This is a genomic window from Nesterenkonia alkaliphila, from assembly GCF_009758175.1.
GTDB classification, from domain to species: domain Bacteria; phylum Actinomycetota; class Actinomycetes; order Actinomycetales; family Micrococcaceae; genus Nesterenkonia; species Nesterenkonia alkaliphila.
The window spans coordinates 46,894-67,018 of record NZ_WRPM01000095.1 but is presented as its reverse complement, the minus strand read 5'-3'; the positions used below and the strand labels follow the sequence as shown (position 1 = coordinate 67,018).

Genomic DNA, 20,125 nt, shown 5'->3' with positions numbered 1-20,125 from the left:
TTCAGCACTCTCCGGATAATCCCGTTCATCTGTGCAGACTCCTGGCACGTCAGGCCCCTTCACCGGGGATATGGCGGTAGGTCCAGTCGAGCGTTGAAGAGGTTCCCTGCGAACCTCGTGGTCACGGGTCGATTCCGGAACCGTATATGCGGTGAAATCCCCGTGAACTGTCCAGCGTGATACCACCTGAGGAATCCTGCTGTGCCCATGCGCCCCGGCTCAACTGAGCCGGCGGTTCGAGCACAGTGGTCTGACGAATCATGCGCGCTGATCATCTCACGGGGGTCATACCGCCCCAAGTGAGAAGGAATCACTGTGACCGAAACACCCACCCCTGACGCTCCTGAGACCACGGGCCCAGCCTTCGCTGATCTCAGCCTCGACACCCGAGTGCTGAGCACGATCGAGAAGATGGGCTACGAGACCCCCTCTCCCATCCAGGCAGAGACAATCCCGCACCTGGTGGAGGGCCGCGACGTCGTCGGACTAGCGCAGACCGGCACCGGCAAGACTGCTGCCTTCGCGCTGCCCGCCCTGACCCATATGGCGGCAGACTACGACGCCGGCAACCTCGGCTCGGTGCCCAATACCCTGGTGCTGGCCCCCACCCGTGAGCTGGCCATCCAGGTGGCGGAGGCGTTCTCCACCTATGCGGCCCAGCTGGAGGGCATCTCCGTGCTGCCGATCTACGGCGGGGCTCCCTACGGGCCTCAGCTGCAGGGACTGCGCCGAGGTGCCAATGTGGTGGTGGGCACACCCGGGCGGGTGATTGACCATATGACCAAGGGTTCCCTGGATCTCAGCGAGGTCAAGCACCTGATTCTCGATGAGGCTGATGAGATGCTGCGCATGGGCTTCGCCGAGGAGGTCGATAAGATCCTGGCTCAGACCCCTGACGATAAACAGGTGGCACTGTTCTCTGCCACGATGCCCCGCGCCATCCGGCGGATCAGCGAGGACTATCTCAATGATCCGGTGGAGGTCTCGGTGAAGGCCAAGACCACCACCAGCGCCAACATCCGGCAGCGGTTCGTGTTCATCAAGCACCACGCCAAGCCTGAGGCGTTGGTGCGGATCCTGGAGACTGAGCCACATGACGCGGTGATCGTCTTTGTGCGTACTCGCTCGGCCACTGAGGAGGTCGCCAATAAGCTCAGTGCCCGGGGCTTCCGGGCCCAGGCCATCAACGGGGACATTCCGCAGAATCTGCGGGAGAAGACCGTGGAGTCGCTCAAAGCAGGCCGGATCGATGTGCTGGTGGCCACTGATGTGGCCGCTCGCGGTCTGGATGTGGAACGGATCAGCCATGTGTTCAACTACGACATCCCGCTGGACACTGAGTCCTATGTGCACCGGATCGGCCGCACCGGCCGTGCCGGGCGCTCCGGTGAGGCGATCCTGTTCGTGACGCCTCGGGAGAAGCGGATGCTGCGCTCCATTGAGAAGGCCACCCGGCAGCCGGTGGAGCAAATGAACCTGCCCACTGTGGCAGACGTCAACGCCTCCCGTCTGGAGCGGTTCTCGGAGCGGATCACCCAGACGCTCAACAGTGAGGATCTGGAGGAGTACCGGGACCTGGTGACCAGCTATGTGGGAGAGCACAATACTCCCGCCGAGGATGTGGCTGCTGCATTGGTGGCGATGGTCCATGACGGCCGTCCGCTGCTGCTGGACGAGCAGAGTGATGACGACTTGGCCCGGGCTGCGGCACAGAGCTTTGACCGGGAGGACCGGGGCGGACGCGATGATCGTGGTGGCCGTGGGGACCGTGGTCCGCGCGGCGGCAAGTCAGGTCCGCCTTCGGCTGATCCAGGCAATGCGATCTACAAGATTGCTGTGGGCAAGAAGGACGGGGTGAACCCCGGACATATTGTTGGAGCGATCACCGGTGAGGCCAACTTGCGGGGTAACCAGGTGGGAAGTATCAATATCTACCCGAGCTTCTCTCTGGTGGAGCTGCCGGAATCGCTCTCCCCGCAGCAGTGGGAGGCCCTCGGCTCTGCACGTGTGGGAGGGCGTCCGCTGCGCATTGAGCGTGACTCGGGTCCCCATGGCGACGGCGGCCGGGGCAGGCGCGAGGGCGGGAACTTCCGTGACAAGAAGCGCGGCAGCTTCAACTCGGATAAGCCTTTCAAGAAGAAGGACAAGAAGCCGCGTTGGAAGGACCGCTGAGGCAGTGCACTCGAGTTGCCCAGCACGGTGTGTCTGATCCTCTGGTGCGGCCCAGAAGGCTTGGCCTGATCCCGAGTTGAGTGGGGCTGAACTCCGGTGTTAGGATTACATGCCGTTGCCCCAATAGCTCAGAGGTAGAGCGCAGTCTTGGTAAGACTGAGGTCCCGGGATCGATTCCCGGTTGGGGCTCCGAATGAGGGCCCGCGGCGCAGCATCTCCCACTGATTATCCAGTGGATGGATTCTGTGCCCGGGCGCTTCTCATTCCGGACGAGCAATCGTCCGTGGCTGTGTAGCTCAGTTGGTCAGAGCGCGCCACTCATAATGGCGAGGTCGGCGGTTCAAGCCCGCCCACAGCTACTGCTTTCTCAACTGCGCATCTCGTACGTTTCGGTAAGAGCGCACGACTCTTGAATCCTCCCCCGTTTGGTTCAGGAGATCTCTGGCTCGGACTGCCGAGTCGGCACAGCGGCCACCCCCGGTCTGACATCCTCAGCGCCACCAGGGATGAAACCAGCCCTGACGACCATAACGGCCGCGGAATTCTTATCTCTGGGTCTACTTACTCCGCAGGATTCGCAGGTGTAAGTGCGCTGTCCCAGGGGGAGGTGATGCTTGGTTCTCGCATCACAGTTCGCGCAATCGGTCGTCGTGTACCTAGGGTCCACGAGTTGGAGATCCACTCCGGCGACGCTGGCGTGCCATATGAGGATGCCCTTGAGCAGGGCGATCCCGGCATCGCTAGACTTTCTCGCCATGCTCGTCTTTGCCAGAAACCTTGGCCGGAAGTCCTCTACAGCTATTTTGGAGTGAGCGGCCACTACTCGTCTTGCCCACTTATGGCCTGTGTCTCTGCGTCGGTTCGCCACGCGCTTGTAAACTCTCGCTGCTTCGCGCCGGGCGCGAACGTATCCTTTAGATTTCGGCTGCCCCTTAGAGCCTCGGCGTCGTGCCATCCGCTTCTGGGCACGAGCCAGTTCAGCAGCTGCAGCCTTGCCGAATTGGGGGTGGGCCAGGTCGTAGCTGTCGCTGAAGTCCTTCTGCCCAGTGCTGGTGTCGACGTGGACTGTGGTGGCCGTTGTGGCCACGCCCCAGTCGATGCCAAGAGCAGCACTGGGTGGTCCGGGCTCAGCGTCCAGTTCTAGGAGAACAACGAAGCAGGCATACCAGTGGCCGAGGGAGTCTTGGTAGACCCTGACACTCCGGGGCAGGCTGGGCAGCTGGCGGGACCAGACCACGGAGAGAACGATGCCGCCAGCCAGTCGTAATCGGGTACGTCCATCACTTTCGGCTAGCCTGAACCCATCCTTGGAGTAGTTCAGACTGGGAAATGAAGTACGCCGGGACTTGAATCGAGGAAGGCCCCGGCGTCGGGACACCGGGACCCGCTTCTTTATGTCCATCAGGGCTTTCCGCCTTGCGGAGGCGAAGGCCCGAACCATCTGTTGCTGGGCCACCGCCGATCCTTCGGCCAGCCATTGCCGGCCAGCCTCATCTACTAAGGCATGCCGCAACATAGTTAGCCAGCGTGAAGCTTCGTTGTAGCCAAACTCGAAGCAATCGCGGAGCATTCCCCGCTGGTCCACGTAGCGTGTGCTCAATCCGGATTGTTTGAAAGCCCTGCGATGCTGGTGCCTGTTCCGGGATTCAGCGACCATGTGATTCCACACCGCACGGCAGAGACTATATTCGCGCATCAAAGCGGCCTCGGCCCGGGCTGAGGCTCGGAGCCGAAACGTATACCGCACAGTCTTAGTGGCCATACTTTGAATATAGGCCGACCCCCGGAGATGCTCTCGGTCCCTTTACCCGGATGCTTCGGTCGCTTAGAAGGCGTTCATGAGGAGTCGGCAATGGGCCACACTGAAAGGCTATTTGGTACGAGGAGCTTTCCTCACTGGGCGTTGAGGTGGGGTCGAATTGGCAACATGCCTTCACGGTCTCTAGGCCCATGGAACGCGCCAGGGTGGCGATCTCACTCGGCTCGTACAGTCGCCAATCGACCGGGCAGCCTCAACGTGGGCTGATCAATCTCGGGCAGAACTTCTGGTCCGGCCGCTTCACAGGGCGCTACGATTCGGATCATGTATCGCAGCTTCGCGAAGAGTGGCCCAATTGATTGTCCTCGATGCCGCTGTACTCATCGCAACCCTTGATGAGACCCACCCCCATCACAACCTGGCGGTAGAGATCATGACGATGAACTCGTCATCCATACTCTGACTCTTGCTGAAGTCTTCGTTGGCGCGATCCGGGACGACGAAGTGGATGAGGTGCGTCAGCTGCTGCAGGACGCCGACATTCGGGAGTTGCGGAAAGAAGATGGTGAGGCAGTGGCCTTAGCCAGAGTGCGGGAGTCCTCTGGTCGGAAGATGCCTGACAGCTGTGTCCTCTTCGCCGCCGATTCGCAGAACGCAGTGTTAGCGAGGTTCGACCGGAGGCTGCAACAACGTGCGAAAAAGCGAGGCGTCGCTGTGCTGAATCTCGGCAGTTCCGACCACTCATAATCGTGGGGTCGCGGGATCGAGACCCACCACCAGAAGCCCTCTACTTCCCCGGAATCACGCGGAGGTAGGGGGCTTCATTCATGCCGTCGCTGTGCTGGCCTCACTCGGCGGTGAAGCAGCTCACGATGCCGAACTGGCCGAGGTGCTACGGGCAAGCATCCTCGATGGCACTGCCCGGCAACTGGCCGAGATCTACCGCCGTGCCATGAACCGCGGCGAGCTGGCAGATTCCCCTAACGCCGAGGCGGCTGCCCAGTTGCTCATCGGCGTGATCCTCTCCGGGGCGGCGTTCCGAGCCCCGGGTGCTCCGCTGCTCGGTTCCAGGGAGCAGGCTCTGGTGCTGGAGGCTCTTGGCGCCTCCCTCAGAGACTGATGCGTCAACAGAGGAGAGTCGAGGGACCACGCGGTGTTTGGATGCCCCAGCGTTGATAGCCGTCGCCTCGATAGCCCGCCCGTTGGCGGGAATGGCATGTGCCAGTCTCCGTGGTGGATGACTGCCGCTTCCTCGGGGGTGGTCTTGGATGAGGGTGCCGCATCCGGGATCGCTTGAACTGTGTTCCAGAAGTAGCGTATGTGGTGTTCTAGAGGTATCGTAAGTGGTGTTCCAAAGGTAGCGTAGAAAGCAGGGACGGTTGGTGCAAGAGTATCTTCGACGCACGGTAGACACCCAGCTGGACGAGCTGATGCAGTTCCAGCCGGCGATTGCGCTTGATGGTCCCAAGGGGGTGGGCAAGACTGAGACCGCGCGCCGTCGAGCTGTGAAGACATGGCGGCTCGATGACGAGGCGGAACGCGCCCTGCTTTTGGCCGACCCTCAGTTCGAGGATGCTCCTGACGGAACGCTGCTCATTGACGAGTGGCAGCACTATCAGCCGATCTGGGATTCCGTGCGCCGCCGCGTGGATGAAGGAGCATTACCTGGCCGCTTCCTCCTCACCGGGAGCGCAACTCCTCACACTGGGCGGGGGACACACTCGGGTGCTGGCCGTATTGACTCAGTGCGGATGCGTCCTATGGCCTTGTATGAGAGAGGTGCCGTTGCTCCAGTGGTGAGCTTGAGAGCTTTACTTGAGGGGAAAGCCGGGAAGATCTCTGGGGCTTCCTCCGTGACGGCGGCCGATTACTATCGTGCCATCGTGCAGAGCGGTTTCCCGGATCTGCAGAGACTCTCGGAGCGCCAGGCATCGCGAGCTGTGGGGACATATATTCAGCGGATCATTGACCAAGACCTGCCCGAGCAGGGATTCTCAGTTCGGCGGCCGGAGACTCTTCGGCGATGGATGGCAGCCTACGCAGCTGCATCCTCCACAACTGCCACATACTCCACCATCTTGGACGCCACCACTAGCGGTGATGGGCATCAACCGGCGAAAACCACCACTATCGCCTACCGCGACCATCTGAGGCAGCTGTGGCTCCTTGACCCTGTTCCAGCTTGGGCGCCTGCTCTCAACAACCCTTTTAAATGGTTGCAGTTCTCTGAGAAGCATCAACTGGCTGATCCGGGGATTGCCGCTCATCTCTTGGGTCTGTCAGCCTCGAGTCTGAGCGACTCTCGGGGGGCATCTATGGCAGGGCCACTGTTTGAGAGCCTGGCGACGCTATCGGTGCGCGTCGCTGCAGGCGCTGCCTGGGCGAAAGTTGGTCACCTGAGAACCAAGGGTGGGCGGCAGGAGGTCGATCTCATCGTCGAGAGTTTTGACGGTGCAGTCTTGGGCATTGAGGTAAAGCTTTCCGCCCACGTCGATGAGAAGCACCTGAAGCATCTGAAGTGGTTGCGTGAGCAGATGCCGGATCGAGTGGTGGACCTGGTGGTGCTGTATTCTGGCAAGGAAGCGTATCGCACCCGAGACGGTATCGCTGTGATTCCCCTGGCGCTCCTGGGTGAGTAGATCCTTGTCCCACTCATAATCGTGAGGTCGCGGGATCGAGCCCCGCCACCGCTGCCCGGTAACCCCTACGAGGTCGGCGAAGATGGGCCCCATCGGCTGGATCTGCGGTTCCTGCCCCTGATATAGGGTCATGAGCTATGAGCGCCTACCGTGTTGTCCGCATCGAACTCCCCCCGGATTCGACCGGACCGATTCCAGCGTGGCATCGGGCATGGACCGACTTGAATCGGGAATGGCACCTCGAGGCGTTCGACCATGACGATATGGTCTCCCCAGCTGTGAACACCTGGCCAAACCTGACAGACCAACGGCTGTGGGGCAAATCCTATGTGGCAGCAGTTCCGGCTGATCTGCCCGCGGAGAAGTGCGACGAGACTGGACTTCCCATCGATCCGAATGACTACCTGGGCCTTGCTTTTCTAGGTATGCCGCTAAAAGACAACCAGCATCTCGTGGAGTTTGACCCCGTGGTGCGGGCCGCGCATCGTGGCAAGGGGATCGGTTCCGCACTGTGGTTCGAGACGGAGCAGGTCACCCGCGAGGCGGGACGGGCCACGGTTATCGCCTATGCCATCCACCGCGAACCTGCCGAAGGTGAGGATCGCATGATCCCAGCCACGGAGTCCGGCGCTGTGGCTGCCGATCACATCACCCGCTTCGCCAGTAGACACGGCTTCACCGTGGAGCAGGTGGAGCAGCAGTCCACCCTGTTCCTCCCAGTCTCGGCCGGCGCAACGGCATCTTGGATCGCGGAGGCTGAGATGAAGGCAGGCTCGGACTATCGCCTGCTGCAGTGGGCGAACCGCACGCCAGAGGGCCGGTTGGATGCCATGGCTGCCCTGTACCAGCGAATGAGCGTGGATACGCCAAGCGGGGAGGTGGAGTTCGAGGAGGAAGTTTGGGACGCTGACCGAGTGCGCCAGAATGACGAACGGGTCGCCAAGTCTGGGCGCAGCTACCTGCTCAGTGCCGTAGAGCATGTGCCGAGTGGTGCGCTGGTGGCCTTTACTGAGCTCAATGTGCCCCAGGGTCGAATCGCTGCCTACCAGCATGAGACCTTAGTCCATGGTGAGCATCGCGGTAAGCGCCTGGGCCTGTGGGTGAAGGCTGCGAACTTGGACTTCCTGGTCCGCGAGCATCCTCAGGTGCAGCGGATTCACACGTGGAATGCAGATGAGAATCACCACATGCTCGCCATCAATAAGCGCATCGGGTTCCAGGTCGCCAGCGTCGAAGGTGTCTGGCAGCGCAAGTTGTAGTGCTTCCCATCGGCGGGTTCCTGTCTCACCAGCTGGGCCTGGCGATCACATCGGAACACCTACCCCTGGTGCTCCTCGGGGAGTCGAAAATGCCAGGGGATCAGTGAGGGTCGGCCGCTGGCGGCGTGAGTCGCTCCCGGCATATAAGCCATCAGCGACCATGGCCAGTTCTGCCAGTCCCCAATATCCGCAGTCGGTTCGGGCTCCGGTCCGGTCGCATGGCTGACGCGAGGCTCCTCACACCGCCTGACCTGGAAGCCCAGGTTCAAGGCCGGGCGCAGGTACTCGCCGAGCTGGTGGCGCTGCCCACCCGTCGAGCAGCGCCACACCTTCGAGGCCGACCAGATAAGCCAGCGGGTCCTGATAAATCATAGGGTCAACTGTATGCAGGGTCACGGATAGGATCGACTCCGAGATGCCTGGTGCAGGCAAGAGTGGTCCGAGCAGTGAGGAAACGGCATAGATGGAATCCGCTGAACAGCCCAAGATGGTGTGGGTCCTCACCGCAGCAAGAACCATCAGCTCGGTGGAGCGGTGAACGTAGCCGAGACCTTGGGCGGCCGCTTCACCGGCCAGCACCGCACGGTTCTGGTGCTTCTGAATCCTGCGGCGGGCCAGGGCCGACACGCTGCGCGGATCCAGCGCCACCTCGCTGAGTACGCCAGTCCCGACCTCAAACTGATCGTGCCCGACCCCACTGACCACCAGGAACAGCTGCGGCAGGCGCACGAAATCATCGGAGCAGGTGCGGATGCGGTCGTCATCTTCGGCGGCGACGGCATGGTGCACGCCGCCGTGCAGCTTCTGGCCGGAACGCAGGTTCCTCTGGGTGTGGTGCCCACCGGCACGGGCAACGACTTCGCGCGAGGGGCCGGGATTGCTCGGCGCGCCACCATCAAGACCTTGAGAAACCTGCTTCACCATCTCGGGCAGCCGGAGCTGGCCACTGCGGAAGTCGATGCACTGCGAGTCCGGATCACAGCGGCAGGCCAGCCGCCGCAGGAATGCTGGGCGGCCAATTCCGTGAACATCGGCTTCGACGCCCGGGTCAACCAGCGCGCCAACCAGCTCAGAGCTGTCCCAGGGCCCCTGCGCTATCTCACCGCCCTGGCTCAGACAGTCCCAAGCTTCCGACCCATCCCCTTCAGCATCACAGTGGACGGGGAGAACGCCGAACGCAGAGACTCTGCTCTAGTGTGCCTCCAGAACGGCCCGTTCATCGGCGGCGGCATCCCGTTGGCCCCTGGTGCGCGCGCCGATGATGGCCTCCTGGATCTCTCAGTGGTGCAGCCCCTATCCCGCCCCGGTCTGGTGGCACTGTTCCCCCTGCTGATGCTGCGGGGCCATTCAATGCTCAGGCCCCTGAAAACAGACCAGCATCAGCGGGTCCTCGTCGATGTCCCGCCACAGGTGCCGATCTATGCCGACGGTGATGAGCTGGTCGCCGGAGCGGACCGTCAATGCCAAGTAGAAGTTCTTCTCCAGCCGCGAGCCCTCCGGCTCCTGGGCTGAACCCCCGCTCCAGGCCCCAGTTGAGGGCTCTCAGCGGGAAGTGAGGGCAGATGATGCCTGGTGTGGGGCGGCGTCGTCCTTATCCGTTTCCCGCGCTGGGCGAGTCCGAGGGCGAGGCCGGGTGCGAGTCCGGGTCCAGGGCCAGGTCATTGCAGCCCACACTGCGGCCATCATCAGCCCGATCCACCCCAGGTACACCGGCCACGGTCCCAGGAAGTCCACCAGGGAGGCGCCGTCCGGTGGGCGGTTCACAAAGGCGTAGTTGGTGCCCAGCTGCGCATTGATGGGCATCACCAGCATCGCCCAGGCGAAAGCGGCAGAATAGGCCAGGCCGAAGCCCCTCCAGTCCGGCCGGTGCCCCGCACCCCATACCAGGGCCAGCGGGGCCAGCCACACCGCAATGTGCAGCCCCCAGTAGAAGGTGAACTGCACAGGATCAGTGCTCAGCATGGTCTGATGAGGGGTGATCACCGCCTGTGGATTCAACGTCAGTCCCCAAAAGTAGGAGACCATCACCGCCCATTTGACCCGCCAGATCAGCGCCACCGCCGTGACGAACCGCAGCGCATCCGAATAGTGCAGCGGCAGCGAATCCGCCACATGCCAGTTCCCTGGCAACAGCAGCCAAACACTGTAGAGCACTGAACAGCCCAGCAGCACCCACCCCGAAGCCCTCAGCACCCGGTCCAGGGCATCACTGCCCCGCGCCCGCCGGGCGGCCCAGAGCACCAGGATGCTCAGCATCGCGGTGAGCCCCAGTAGGCCCAGGTGTAGCCCGCCGAACACCTCTGGGGGCTGGGTTGAGAGCGTCACAGGTGTCACGTGCTCAGTCTAAGTAGCTCCTCCCCTCGGGCTGCGGAGCATCGCGGCCGGTAGGATGAACGGGCTATGAGCCAGCAGCCCGCCTTTGACCCGTGGACCTCCGGAACCCGTGCCTACAGGGTGGCGCTGATCGTCGGTATGGCCGCCACCTTCCTGGGGATCATCGCGGTCATCGCCGCTGCCCCAGCGGAATCCACTGCCCTGAGGAACGCCGGGATGGGCCTGATCGGGGCCGGAATACTGAGTCACCTCACCGGGATCGGACTGCGCCGGCGACAAGCCGCCCAGATCCTCCGGGACAGAAAGAACCAAGAGAACCAGCCGGGGACCCGGCGCAGCCGCCAGGGTGCGGCAGGAAGCGAGTGAAGACCGTGAGCATCAGCACCGCGAGGGAGGGCCACAGCTACCCGCCCGTGCAGTACCAGGTGGGACGTGAGGCGATCCGCGAGTTCGCCACTGCCGTGCAGGCCGACCACCCCGCGCACCACAGTGTCGACGCGGCTGTCCAGCTGGGCCACCGGGACCTGATCGCCCCGCCCACATTCGCCGTGGTCATCGCCCAGCGTGCCGAGGCTGCCGCCGTCACCGATCCCGAGGCCGGCATCGACTTCTCCCGGGTGGTCCACGCCGAGGAGCGCTTCAGCCACCACGCCCCGATCACCGCAGGGGAGACCCTCACCGCCGCCACCACGTTGGAGCGGATCCGGGTGATGGGTACCGGTGCCATGGTCACCACCGTCACTGAGATCACAACCTACGACGACGCCCCACGCGCCACAGTCACCTCGACCCTCCTGGTCCGTGGTGAGGAAGAAGGAGAGGCCTGATGCCGAAGCTCGCAGACCTGGAGAAGGGCCAGATCATCGGGACCCGCACAGTGCAGCTCTCCCGTGCCGATCTGATCCGCTACGCCGCCGCCAGCGGAGACCACAACCCGATCCACTGGAACGAACGCTTCGCCCAGCAGGTCGGGCTGCCGGGCGTGATCGCCCACGGCATGCTCACCATGGGAGCGGCCGTGGGGCTGGTGGGCGACTGGGCCGGTGATCCGGCAGCAGTCACCGACTACCAGACCCGGTTCAGCAAACCGGTCCCCGTGCCTGACCCCACCCAAGGATCGCCCGATACCCCCACCGCACAGCTGGAGATCACCGCAAAGGTGGGCAAGCTGGATGAGGCAGCCGGCACCGCCCGGATCGACCTCACGGTGGAACTGGTGGACGGTGAGGAGCGGGCCAAGGTGCTCACCAAGTCCCAGGCGCTCGTCGCCCTCTCATAGGGTGACATGTACCCGAAACACCCAGCCTGTCTATAATCACCAGACGTTACTCACACTATGTACCGCACCGCCCTGGAAGCGGCACGCACCATTCGAACCGGGAGAACCACATGCCGAGCATGACCGAGCTGACCGAAAACCGGTGGCTGAAGCCGCTGGCCCTAGCCTCTGTGGCCGTACTGGCACTGAGCGCCTGTGGCGATGACGAGGAAAACGGTGATGCCGAGGCTGAGACTGAGGTGGAGACCGATGTGGAGATCGACGCCGAGGTTGAGACCCTGGAGGAGGGCGTGCTGCAGGTCTGCGCCGATGTGCCCTACCCGCCGTTCGAGTACTACGACACCGAGGGCAATGTGGTGGGTTACGACATCGACATCGCTGCCGCCATCGCCGGGGCGCTGGGCTTGGAGCTGGAGCTCATCGAATCCTCCTGGGAGGGTCTGGAGTCCGGGCTTGCCCTGGAATCTGAGAACTGTGACCTGGTGATCTCAGGTATGTCCATCACCGAGGAACGGGCCGGGAACATGCTCTTCAGCGACCCCTACCTGGATGACAACCTGGGGCTGCTGGCCACCACCGACTCCGGCATCTCCTCCACCGATGACCTGGACGGAGTGCCGGTGGGCGTGCAGAACGGCACCACCGGGCACACCTACGCCGCCGAGGAGCTCGGCCTGGACGTCACTGAGTATGAGGACTCCGGACTGCTGCTGCAGGGTCTGGAGGCTGGTCAGGTGGAGGCGCTGATCGGCAATATCTCGATCATCGGCTACCAGACCGGCGACGATGCGGCCTATGAGTTCGTGGAGGAGATCGACACCGGCGAGCAGCTGGGCATCGCCGCGCACCTGGAGAACCAGGAGCTCATCGAGGCGGTCAACGAGGTGCTCGCCGCCCTTGATGCCGAAGGCACCCTGGAGGAGATCCGGGAAGCCTGGTTCCACTCCGAGACCCCGGACGAGGGTGCTGACCCCGAGGACGAGGGTGACGAGGATGTCGACGACGGCGCTGAGGACGAAAACTGAGCCTCGCCTGCCCAGAGTCTGAGGCAGTGACGGTGAACCTCTGATGGCGCTCTCCAACCGTGAACGGGCACGGCTCTCCCTGGGGATCCAGGCCGGGATCTTTGCGGCGATCGTCGTAGTCCTGATCCTGCTGGTCGACTGGGGCGCTGTGCAGAACAGCTTCTTCGATCTGGAGAGCGTCTCAGGGATGTTCCCCGGGGTGATCACCGTGGGGCTGTGGAACACCATCCAGTACACCTTCTTCGGGTTCCTCTTCGGCCTGTTCGGCGGTACCCTGCTGGCTCTGATGCGGCTGGCCAGCTTCCCGGTCTATCGGTGGATCGCGGCGATCTATATTGAGTTCTTCCGGGGGATACCGGCGATCTTGGTGTTCATCGCCCTGGGCTTCGGCGCCTCCTTGGCGTTCAATCTGAACCTCTCCACCCTGCAGACCGCCTCCACCGCGCTGGCCATCGTCGGAGCTGCCTATATCGCGGAGACCATCCGTGCCGGCCTCCAAGCTGTGCCCAAGGGCCAGATGGAGGCCGCCCGCGCCCTCGGCATGCCGGCCTGGCGGGCCATGGTGAGCATCCAGATCCCGCAGGCCTTCCGGATCGTGCTGCCGCCGCTGACCAATGAGGCGATCCTGCTGACAAAGGACTCCTCGCTGATCTTCGTAGTCGGCATGGCCGGCTCCGCGGCGGAGCTGACCAAGATCGGCCGCGACGGCATCCTGCAGTACGGGGCCGGGATGACCCCGCTGGTGGTGGCCGGAGTTTGCTACCTGCTGATCACCGTACCGCTGTCGCTGTTGGCCCGGCGCATGGAGGAACGCGGCCCCGGACGGTCCTCCCGCAGGCGGCCCAGGAAGAAGGCGACTGAATCGCCGGTCACGGCAGGGGTGAAATGAGCGATACCGTCCCAGCAGGCGTCACAATCGAGGACCTGCACAAGTCCTATGGTGACAATGAGGTGCTCCAAGGCATCAGCATCACCGTCAACCCCGGCGAGGTGGTCTGCCTGATCGGCGCCACCGGCTCGGGCAAATCCACTCTGCTGCGCTGCGTGAACCGTCTGGAGGACCCCAACTCCGGGCGGATCCTGGTGGGCGAGTTCGATGCCACGGACCCGGATGTGAACCTGGATGCGATGCGCCGGAAGATCGGCATGGTCTTCCAGCAGTTCAACCTGTTCCCGCACCTCTCCGTCCTCGAGAACTGCACTATCACCCCCCGCCGGGTGCTCAAGCAGCCGCGCGCCGAGGCTGAGGCGGAGGCCATGCACCAATTGGAGCTGGTGGGACTGCAGCACCTGGCCCACCGCCGCCCCGCTCAGCTCTCCGGCGGCCAGCAACAGCGGGTGGCGATCGCCCGGGCGCTGACCATGAAACCCTCCCTGATGCTCTTTGACGAGCCCACCTCCGCCCTGGACCCGGAGACGGTGGGAGATGTGCTGGCCATCATGCGCGATCTCGCCCAGGCCGGAATGACCATGATCGTGGTGACCCATGAGATGGGCTTCGCACGCGAGGTGGCCGACCGGGTGGTGTTCATGAACCAGGGCCGGGTGGTGGAGGAGGGGCCCGCCCAGCAGGTGATCGGCGCCCCCGCCCAGCCACGCACCCAGGACTTCCTGCGCCGGGTGCTCAACCCACTGGGGGAGTAGCGGAGGACGCCGCCCCCTCACCTCTGAGCCGTCCCCGGCGCGGTTGAATAATGTGGTGTTGAACATAGTGTGACAGATTGTGACGTGTGCTCAACAGCACTGGTGCCGCTGGGCGTTAGGATGGGCTCTGCATCACGAGCTGCGGCCGTCACGATCCTCCCTGGGCCGCACACCAACCCCATGTTCACGGGTGGTTCGGATCACGATGCGGCCCGCTTCTGACGCCTTGAGCGTCACTGCCCGGAGCGGGCAAGAGCAGCAGTGGAGAGCGCCTCATCAGTGATTGAACTCCAGGATGTCCGCAAGGTCTATCCCGGCAATGTGACCGCCTTGGACGGGGTCAGCCTCCGTATCGGCCCGGGCAGCATCCATGGCATCGTCGGCCGATCCGGAGCCGGGAAGTCCACCCTCATCCGGTGTCTGACTGGGCTCGAGGACCTCAGCTCTGGCAGCATCCGGATCGACGGCAGGAGCATGGATCGTGCCACCGGGGCTGAGCTGATGAAGGCACGCCGCGCCATCGGGATGGTCTTCCAGCACGTGAACCTTCTGGACTCCCGCACCGCGGCCAGGAACATCGCCCATCCCCTGGAGATCGCAGGGGTCCCCCGCGCCAAGCGCAGAGCCCGGGTCAGCGAGCTGCTGGAACTGGTGGGGCTGGCCGACCGGGCCGATAACTACCCGGCCCAGCTCTCCGGCGGGCAGAAGCAGCGGGTGGGCATTGCCCGTGCGCTGGCCGCTGAGCCCCGAGTGCTGCTCTGCGACGAACCCACCTCCGCGCTGGACTCCACGACCACCCGGCAGATCCTTCAGCTCATCCGCTCTCTCCGGGACCGGTTGGGCATCACCGTCATCATCATCACCCACGAGATGTCAGTGGTGCGTGAGATCTGCGACTCGGTCTCCCTGCTGGAGAACGGGCGCGTCAGCCGCACCGGACGGCTGCTGGAGGTCATCTCCGACACCACCTCCCCGCTGTCCAAGGAACTCATCTCCCTGCCGCCGACCAGCGCCCTGAAGCCCGGGCAGCAGCTGGTCGAAGTGCTGCTCACCGAATCCGAGCACGTGCAGAACATCGGCGACCTGTTCAGTCTGCTGGCCGAGCAGGCCGTACCGGCCCGGGTAGAGGCGGGTTCCATCGAGACCATCCAGGGCAAGCAGGTCGGCAGGCTTCACCTGCGCCCCGAAGACATGCAGAGCGCCCAGCGTACCCTCCAGGTGCTGCACTCGGCCGGTCTGCATGCGGAGCTGACCACCGCTGAGCAGGTGGCGGCCGAGGAAGCCGCGGCAGAAGAGGCCGAGGCACCACGGGAAGGGGGCCGCTGATGCCCAGCGCCACCGACGAACTCTGGTTCGACAACCCGGTCATCGAACGCTTCCTGGTCGACGCGATCCTCGAAACCATCTACATGACCAGTGCCACCGGCTTCTTCACCGCGCTGTTCGGCCTGCCGCTGGGCATCCTGTTGTTCAACCTGGGGCCCAAGGGCCTGTATCCGGTGCAGCTGTTCTACCGGGTGCTGAGCGTGGCGGTTGACTTCGCCCGGGCGGTCCCCTTCATCATCCTGATGATCTGGATCATTCCGTTCACCCGGCTGGTAGTGGGGGCTGCGATCGGCTGGGAGGCGGCCGTGGTGCCGCTGACCATAGGTGCAATCCCCTTCTTCGCCCGGATGGTGGAGAACTCCCTCCGCGAGGTCTCCTGGGGCAAGGTGGAAGCAGTTCAGATGATGGGAGCCTCCAAGCTGCACATCACCTGGAACGTACTGCTCAGAGAGGGCCTGCCCGGCATCGTGGGCGGCTTCACCATCACCGTGGTCACCCTGATCAGCTTCACCGCCATGGCCGGAGCCGTGGGCGGAGGCGGATTGGGACAGCTGGCCATCAACTACGGATACCACCGATATATGGGCGACGTCATGCTCATCTGCGTGATTCTGCTGGTGGTCATCGTCACCGCCGTGCAATACACGGGGAACTACGTGGCCCGCCGCATCGATCATCGCTGAACCCGGGTGCCCGCGCTGGGCTGCCCGGTCACTCTCACTATGAAAGGAATATGCATCATGCCACACCGCACACACCGTTCACTGGGGATCGCCGCGGCCGCGGCCGCCGCGCTGCTCCTGGCCGCCTGCGGCAACGGAGATGACGAGGCCGACAACGGCGCCGGCACCGAGGGCGAGGACGGCATCGTGGAGCTCAGCGTGGGCGCCTCGCCGGTGCCACACGCCCAGATCCTGCAGTTCATCGATGATGAACTCGCCGAGGAGGCCGGCATCAGCCTGGACATCCAGGAGTACACCGACTACGTGATCCCCAACGAAGCACTGCACGCCGGGGAGCTGGATGCCAACTACTTCCAGCACGAGCCATGGTTCAACGCCGAGGTGCAGGAGCACGGATACGACCTGGCGCACTTCGAGGGCGTGCACATTGAGCCCTTCGCTCTGTACTCCACCCAGCACGAGAGCTACGAGGACCTCCCGGAGGGAGCGACCATCGCGCTGAACAACGACCCGTCCAACCAAGCCCGCGGCCTGGTGCTGCTGGAGGAGGCAGGGCTGATCACCCTGAGCGCGGACTGGCAGTCCGCCACCATCCTGGACATCGAGGACAACCCGCACAACTTCGAATTCATCGAGGCTGACGCCTCTGCCCTGGCCCGCACCCTCGACGACGTTGCCGCCGCGGTGATCAACGGCAACAACGCCCTGGAGGCCGGACTGTCTCCCACAGAGGACGGCCTGCTGGTGGAGTCCGGCGAGGACAACCCCTACGCCAACTTCTTGGCCGTGCGCTCCGAGGATGAGGACAACGAGGCGGTCCAGATCCTGCAGGACCTGCTCACCAGCGATGAGGTGCGCGAGTACATCGAGGAGACCTGGACCGACGGAGCTGTCCTGCCCGCCTTCTGAATCGGTGCCCGGCCCGTGCAGGTCTCCGGATAGTCTTGGACGGTGAGCACAGCCAAGATTTTCGCCGAGCACACCACTGCACGGGTCGGCGGCCCGGCAGCGGAGTGGGTCACCGCGGACACCGAGGCCCAAGCACTTGAGGTGCTCCAGGCCCATCCGCTGCCTCAGGAGACCGCTCGGGCCGCCGGGCAGGACTCGTTGTTAGTGCTCGGCGGCGGTTCCAACCTGCTGGTAGCGGACGCCGGCTTCAGCGGCACCGTGCTTCAGCTGGCCTTCACCGGAATCACCGCGGAGCCGGTCAGTCCCGCAGCGGCGACTACAGCTGATGCTATTGATGTCACTGTGGCAGCCGGCCACAGTTGGGACGCGGTGGTGGCTTGGACCGTGGAGCGCGGCCTCACCGGGCTCGAGGCGCTCTCTGGGATACCCGGGGCAGCCGGAGCGGTGCCGGTCCAAAACGTAGGCGCCTACGGGGCCGAGGTCGCTCAGACCATCCTTGATATCCGGGTCTGGGACAGGGCTGCCGCAGACCTCCTGGTGCTCAGCAGCGAGGACCTGGCCTTCGGCTACCGGGACTCCGCGCTGAAGCGCACCACTATCGCAGGCTCCCCGCGATACGTGGTGCTCTCCGTACGGTTCCGGCTCACCCACCAGGCCGGGCCGGCCCTCTCGGCACCCGTGCGCTATGCCGAACTGGCCCGCTCCCTGGGTCTGGACCCCGCCGCCGAGGAGCACTCCCGCCGCGCCCCGCTGACTGAGGTCCGCCAGAAGGTCCTGGCGCTGCGCGCAGGCAAAGGCATGGTCCTGGACCGGGCCGACCAGGACACCTGGTCCACCGGAAGCTTCTTCACCAACCCGATCATCCCGGACCCGGGTCAGGGGGCGGCGTCGTCCCCCTCCCTCCCCGAATCCGCCCCTCGCTTCCCCGCCGGGAAGGACCCCCAGGGGCGCGCTCTGGTCAAGCTCTCCGCAGCATGGCTGATCGAGAACGCCGGCTGCGGCAAGGGCTTCGGGGCCGAACTCACCGCAGGCCGGGCCTCACTGTCCACCAAGCACACCCTGGCAGTCACCAACCGGGGCGGGGCCAGCACCGAGGATCTGCTCACCGTGGCCCGTGCGGCCCGGGACAAGGTCCGCGAGCGCTTCGGCATCATCCTGCACCCGGAACCGGTGCTCATCGGCTGCAGCCTCTGAGCGGCTACGGCAGAATAGTCCCATGACACTGCGCACCGTCGACCTCGGCTCCCGAGGCTCCGTCCTGACCACCACGGCCCTGGGCTATGGGGCGATGTCCATTGCCGGAGCCTACGGGCCCATCGACGAGCAGGGCGCCCTGAATCTGCTTCATGAGATCTATGACCGTGGTGTGACCTTCATCGACACTGCGAATATCTACGGACTCGGGCTCAGCGAGTCCATCCTGGGCAAATTCCTCGCAGGCCGGCGCGCTGAATTCACCCTGGCCACCAAATGCGGTATCGAACCCAAAGGCGAGGCGGGCCAGCGCGGCACCAATGGCCGACCGGAGCATATCCGGGAGCAGATCGACCTCTCCCTGAGCAGGCTCGGCACTGACTATGTGGACCTCTACTATCTGCACCGTCCGGACCCCCAGGTGCCGGTGGAGGAGTCCGTAGGGGCACTGGCGGATCTGGTCACTGCTGGAAAGGTGCGCACCATCGGTCTCTCCGAGCACACCGCTGAGGAGATCCGCCGCGGCCATGCGGTGCACCCGATCACCGCAGTCCAGTCAGAGTGGAGCATCTTCGCCAGGGATGTGGAGCGGTATGTGATCCCCACCTGCGCTGAGCTGGGCATTGGGTTTGTGCCCTACTCCCCAGTGGCCCGCGGCCTGCTCACCGACCGGTTCAGCCCGGAGCTGCTGGCCCAGAAGGACACCCGGCATAAGTTCCCCTGGTTCTTCCCGGAGAACCTGGGGCACAACAACGACGTCGCCGCCCACGCCCGGGAACTGGCAGCGGAGGCTGGACTGCCCACCGCCGGTCTGGCCCTGGCCTGGCTCTACGCTAAGGCCTCAGCCTTCGGGGTGAAGATCTCCGTGATTCCCGGCACTCGCTATGCCCAGAACCTGGACGAGCTGCTCACCGGGTTGGAGGCTGGGCTGGCCGCTGAGGCGATCAGTGCGCTGGATGAGCTGGCTGATCAGATGTGCGGGGACCGCAGCTTCAGCCCTACCTGGGTCTCCGGGGGTCGCGAGGGCCTGCTGCCGCGCAGCTGACTACGGCGTATCACCGGTGACCACCGGGCGGTCATAGTTGTTCGACCACTCGCTGAAGGACCCGGGATAGAGCACGGCCTCGAACCCGCCCAGCTCCAGGGCCAGGCAGGAGTGGGCCCCGTTGATCCCGGAGCCGCAATAGCTGGCCACCGGTCTCTGCGGATCCACCCCCAGCGCCAGGAAGCGCTCCCGGAGCAGCTCAGGGGAGAGGAACCGCCCCTGGCCATCCACATTCTCCGCGGTCGGAGCATTGAGTGCTCCCGGGATATGCCCGGGCCGTGGGTCCATCGGCTCCACCTCGCCCCGGTAGCGCTGCGCAAGCCGGCTGTCCAGTAGGGTGCCGCGCTCGGGGAAGGCCGCGGCCTCGTCGATGCTCAGTGCCTCCAGCTGTCCATAGTCCAGCGTGATGCTGCCGGGGGAGGGAACTACGTCGCCGGTCTCCAGCGGGTAACCGGCACTCACCCAGCCGCGCAGCGAACCGTCCAGCACCCGGACATCCGCCACGCCGGCATGGCGCAGCAGCCACCAGGCCCGGGCCGAGGAGGTGTTCTTCATATCGTCATAGACCACCACAGTGTCCCCGTCATGCAGGCCCCAGCGGCGGGCCGCAGACTGCAGGGTCTCCCGGCTGGGCAGCGGGTGCCGGCCCTGGGTCAGCGGCAGTCCGTGCTCAGCCAGCTCAGTGTCCAGGTCCACATAGACCGCCCCGGGAAGATGGCCCTCCAGGTAGTCGGGACGGCCATCGGGCCGGTCCAGCCGCCAGCGCACATCAAGAATCCGCAGCCCCGGCTTCTCGGCAGAGATCAGCTCGTGCAGGTCCTCAGGTGAGATCAGATGCCCCATAGCTCTGAACTGTA

At 64.3% G+C, this 20,125-nt stretch carries 20 protein-coding genes, 2 tRNA genes, 2 pseudogenes and 1 riboswitch; of the genes and pseudogenes, 20 read left to right on the top strand and 4 right to left on the bottom strand.

Annotation, left to right across the window (positions count from 1 at the left end):
• The first annotated feature begins 315 nt into the window (after positions 1-315).
• From GNZ21_RS13005 to GNZ21_RS12995, 3 genes are all read left to right on the top strand, one after another.
• Positions 316-2,172 (top strand): DEAD/DEAH box helicase, encoded by a 1,857-nt coding sequence (locus tag GNZ21_RS13005; protein ID WP_229659338.1) that lies wholly within the window; start codon positions 316-318, stop codon positions 2,170-2,172.
• Positions 2,173-2,289: 117 nt separating this feature from the next.
• Positions 2,290-2,361: transfer RNA gene (locus GNZ21_RS13000), tRNA-Thr, on the top strand.
• 96 nt (positions 2,362-2,457) lie between these two features.
• Positions 2,458-2,531 (top strand) — tRNA-Met (locus GNZ21_RS12995).
• A gap of 71 nt (positions 2,532-2,602) precedes the next feature.
• Here GNZ21_RS12995 and GNZ21_RS12990 read toward each other — a convergent pair.
• Complete coding sequence (locus tag GNZ21_RS12990; protein WP_157325015.1) at positions 2,603-3,934, bottom strand: RNA-guided endonuclease InsQ/TnpB family protein; 1,332 nt, start codon at positions 3,932-3,934, stop codon at positions 2,603-2,605.
• Between the two features lie 444 nt (positions 3,935-4,378).
• Between GNZ21_RS12990 and GNZ21_RS16380 the strand changes: the two are divergent.
• The 4 genes and pseudogenes from GNZ21_RS16380 to GNZ21_RS12970 all read left to right on the top strand — a co-directional run.
• Positions 4,379-4,678, top strand: a pseudogene (locus tag GNZ21_RS16380) (PIN domain-containing protein); the annotation flags it as partial.
• A 91-nt stretch (positions 4,679-4,769) separates the two neighbouring features.
• Positions 4,770-5,051, top strand: a complete 282-nt coding sequence (locus GNZ21_RS12980; protein WP_157325013.1) for a TetR-like C-terminal domain-containing protein — start codon at positions 4,770-4,772, stop codon at positions 5,049-5,051.
• Between the two features lie 262 nt (positions 5,052-5,313).
• Entirely contained in the window at positions 5,314-6,570 is a 1,257-nt protein-coding gene (locus tag GNZ21_RS12975) for an ATP-binding protein (RefSeq protein ID WP_229659352.1), read from the top strand.
• A gap of 137 nt (positions 6,571-6,707) precedes the next feature.
• Complete coding sequence (locus GNZ21_RS12970) at positions 6,708-7,829, top strand: GNAT family N-acetyltransferase (protein ID WP_157325011.1); 1,122 nt, start codon at positions 6,708-6,710, stop codon at positions 7,827-7,829.
• A gap of 237 nt (positions 7,830-8,066) precedes the next feature.
• Here the strand turns inward: GNZ21_RS12970 and GNZ21_RS16375 are convergent, their stop codons facing one another.
• Entirely contained in the window at positions 8,067-8,201 is a 135-nt protein-coding gene (locus GNZ21_RS16375; RefSeq protein WP_373868358.1) for a hypothetical protein, read from the bottom strand.
• A 120-nt stretch (positions 8,202-8,321) separates the two neighbouring features.
• On the opposite strand from GNZ21_RS16375, the pseudogene GNZ21_RS16370 reads away from it, so the two are divergent.
• Positions 8,322-8,684, top strand: a pseudogene (locus GNZ21_RS16370) (diacylglycerol/lipid kinase family protein); the annotation flags it as partial.
• A gap of 48 nt (positions 8,685-8,732) precedes the next feature.
• Positions 8,733-9,341 carry a diacylglycerol/lipid kinase family protein gene (locus tag GNZ21_RS16010; RefSeq protein ID WP_229659340.1) on the top strand — a complete coding sequence of 203 codons (609 nt, stop codon included), beginning with the start codon at positions 8,733-8,735 and terminating at the stop codon, positions 9,339-9,341.
• Between the two features lie 30 nt (positions 9,342-9,371).
• Here the strand turns inward: GNZ21_RS16010 and GNZ21_RS12960 are convergent, their stop codons facing one another.
• Positions 9,372-10,163, bottom strand: a complete 792-nt coding sequence (locus tag GNZ21_RS12960) for a YwaF family protein (protein ID WP_157325007.1) — start codon at positions 10,161-10,163, stop codon at positions 9,372-9,374.
• A gap of 66 nt (positions 10,164-10,229) precedes the next feature.
• On the opposite strand from GNZ21_RS12960, the gene GNZ21_RS12955 reads away from it, so the two are divergent.
• The 11 genes from GNZ21_RS12955 (at position 10,230) to GNZ21_RS12905 (ending at position 19,268) form a co-directional block, all read left to right on the top strand.
• On the top strand, positions 10,230-10,529 hold the full coding sequence (locus GNZ21_RS12955; protein WP_157325005.1) for a hypothetical protein: 300 nt from the start codon (positions 10,230-10,232) through the stop codon (positions 10,527-10,529).
• A 5-nt stretch (positions 10,530-10,534) separates the two neighbouring features.
• On the top strand, positions 10,535-10,990 hold the full coding sequence (locus GNZ21_RS12950; protein WP_188503407.1) for an FAS1-like dehydratase domain-containing protein: 456 nt from the start codon (positions 10,535-10,537) through the stop codon (positions 10,988-10,990).
• Entirely contained in the window at positions 10,990-11,442 is a 453-nt protein-coding gene (locus tag GNZ21_RS12945) for a MaoC/PaaZ C-terminal domain-containing protein (protein WP_157325003.1), read from the top strand. The genes GNZ21_RS12950 and GNZ21_RS12945 overlap by 1 nt, the downstream gene beginning before the upstream one ends.
• A gap of 110 nt (positions 11,443-11,552) precedes the next feature.
• A complete protein-coding gene (locus GNZ21_RS12940) occupies positions 11,553-12,467 on the top strand; it encodes an ABC transporter substrate-binding protein (RefSeq protein ID WP_157325001.1) in 915 nt (304 codons plus the stop codon).
• Between the two features lie 43 nt (positions 12,468-12,510).
• Complete coding sequence (locus GNZ21_RS12935; RefSeq protein WP_157324999.1) at positions 12,511-13,356, top strand: amino acid ABC transporter permease; 846 nt, start codon at positions 12,511-12,513, stop codon at positions 13,354-13,356.
• Complete coding sequence (locus GNZ21_RS12930) at positions 13,353-14,111, top strand: amino acid ABC transporter ATP-binding protein (RefSeq protein WP_157324997.1); 759 nt, start codon at positions 13,353-13,355, stop codon at positions 14,109-14,111. Before GNZ21_RS12935 ends, GNZ21_RS12930 begins: the two co-directional genes overlap by 4 nt.
• A 130-nt stretch (positions 14,112-14,241) precedes the next feature.
• Positions 14,242-14,373, top strand: a riboswitch (SAM riboswitch).
• 17 nt (positions 14,374-14,390) lie between these two features.
• Positions 14,391-15,437, top strand: a complete 1,047-nt coding sequence (locus tag GNZ21_RS12925) for a methionine ABC transporter ATP-binding protein (protein ID WP_188503408.1) — start codon at positions 14,391-14,393, stop codon at positions 15,435-15,437.
• On the top strand, positions 15,437-16,120 hold the full coding sequence (locus GNZ21_RS12920) for a methionine ABC transporter permease (protein WP_157324995.1): 684 nt from the start codon (positions 15,437-15,439) through the stop codon (positions 16,118-16,120). The genes GNZ21_RS12925 and GNZ21_RS12920 overlap by 1 nt, the downstream gene beginning before the upstream one ends.
• Before the next feature lie 57 nt (positions 16,121-16,177).
• Complete coding sequence (locus GNZ21_RS12915; protein WP_157324993.1) at positions 16,178-17,029, top strand: MetQ/NlpA family ABC transporter substrate-binding protein; 852 nt, start codon at positions 16,178-16,180, stop codon at positions 17,027-17,029.
• A 42-nt stretch (positions 17,030-17,071) separates the two neighbouring features.
• Complete coding sequence (locus GNZ21_RS12910; protein WP_188503409.1) at positions 17,072-18,223, top strand: UDP-N-acetylmuramate dehydrogenase; 1,152 nt, start codon at positions 17,072-17,074, stop codon at positions 18,221-18,223.
• A gap of 22 nt (positions 18,224-18,245) precedes the next feature.
• Positions 18,246-19,268: an aldo/keto reductase gene (locus tag GNZ21_RS12905; RefSeq protein ID WP_157324991.1), complete on the top strand. Its 1,023-nt coding sequence runs from the start codon at positions 18,246-18,248 to the stop codon at positions 19,266-19,268.
• On the opposite strand, the gene GNZ21_RS12900 is transcribed toward GNZ21_RS12905, so the two are convergent.
• Complete coding sequence (locus tag GNZ21_RS12900; protein WP_157324989.1) at positions 19,269-20,111, bottom strand: sulfurtransferase; 843 nt, start codon at positions 20,109-20,111, stop codon at positions 19,269-19,271. It lies immediately after the preceding gene.
• Between the last annotated feature and the right edge of the window lie 14 nt (positions 20,112-20,125).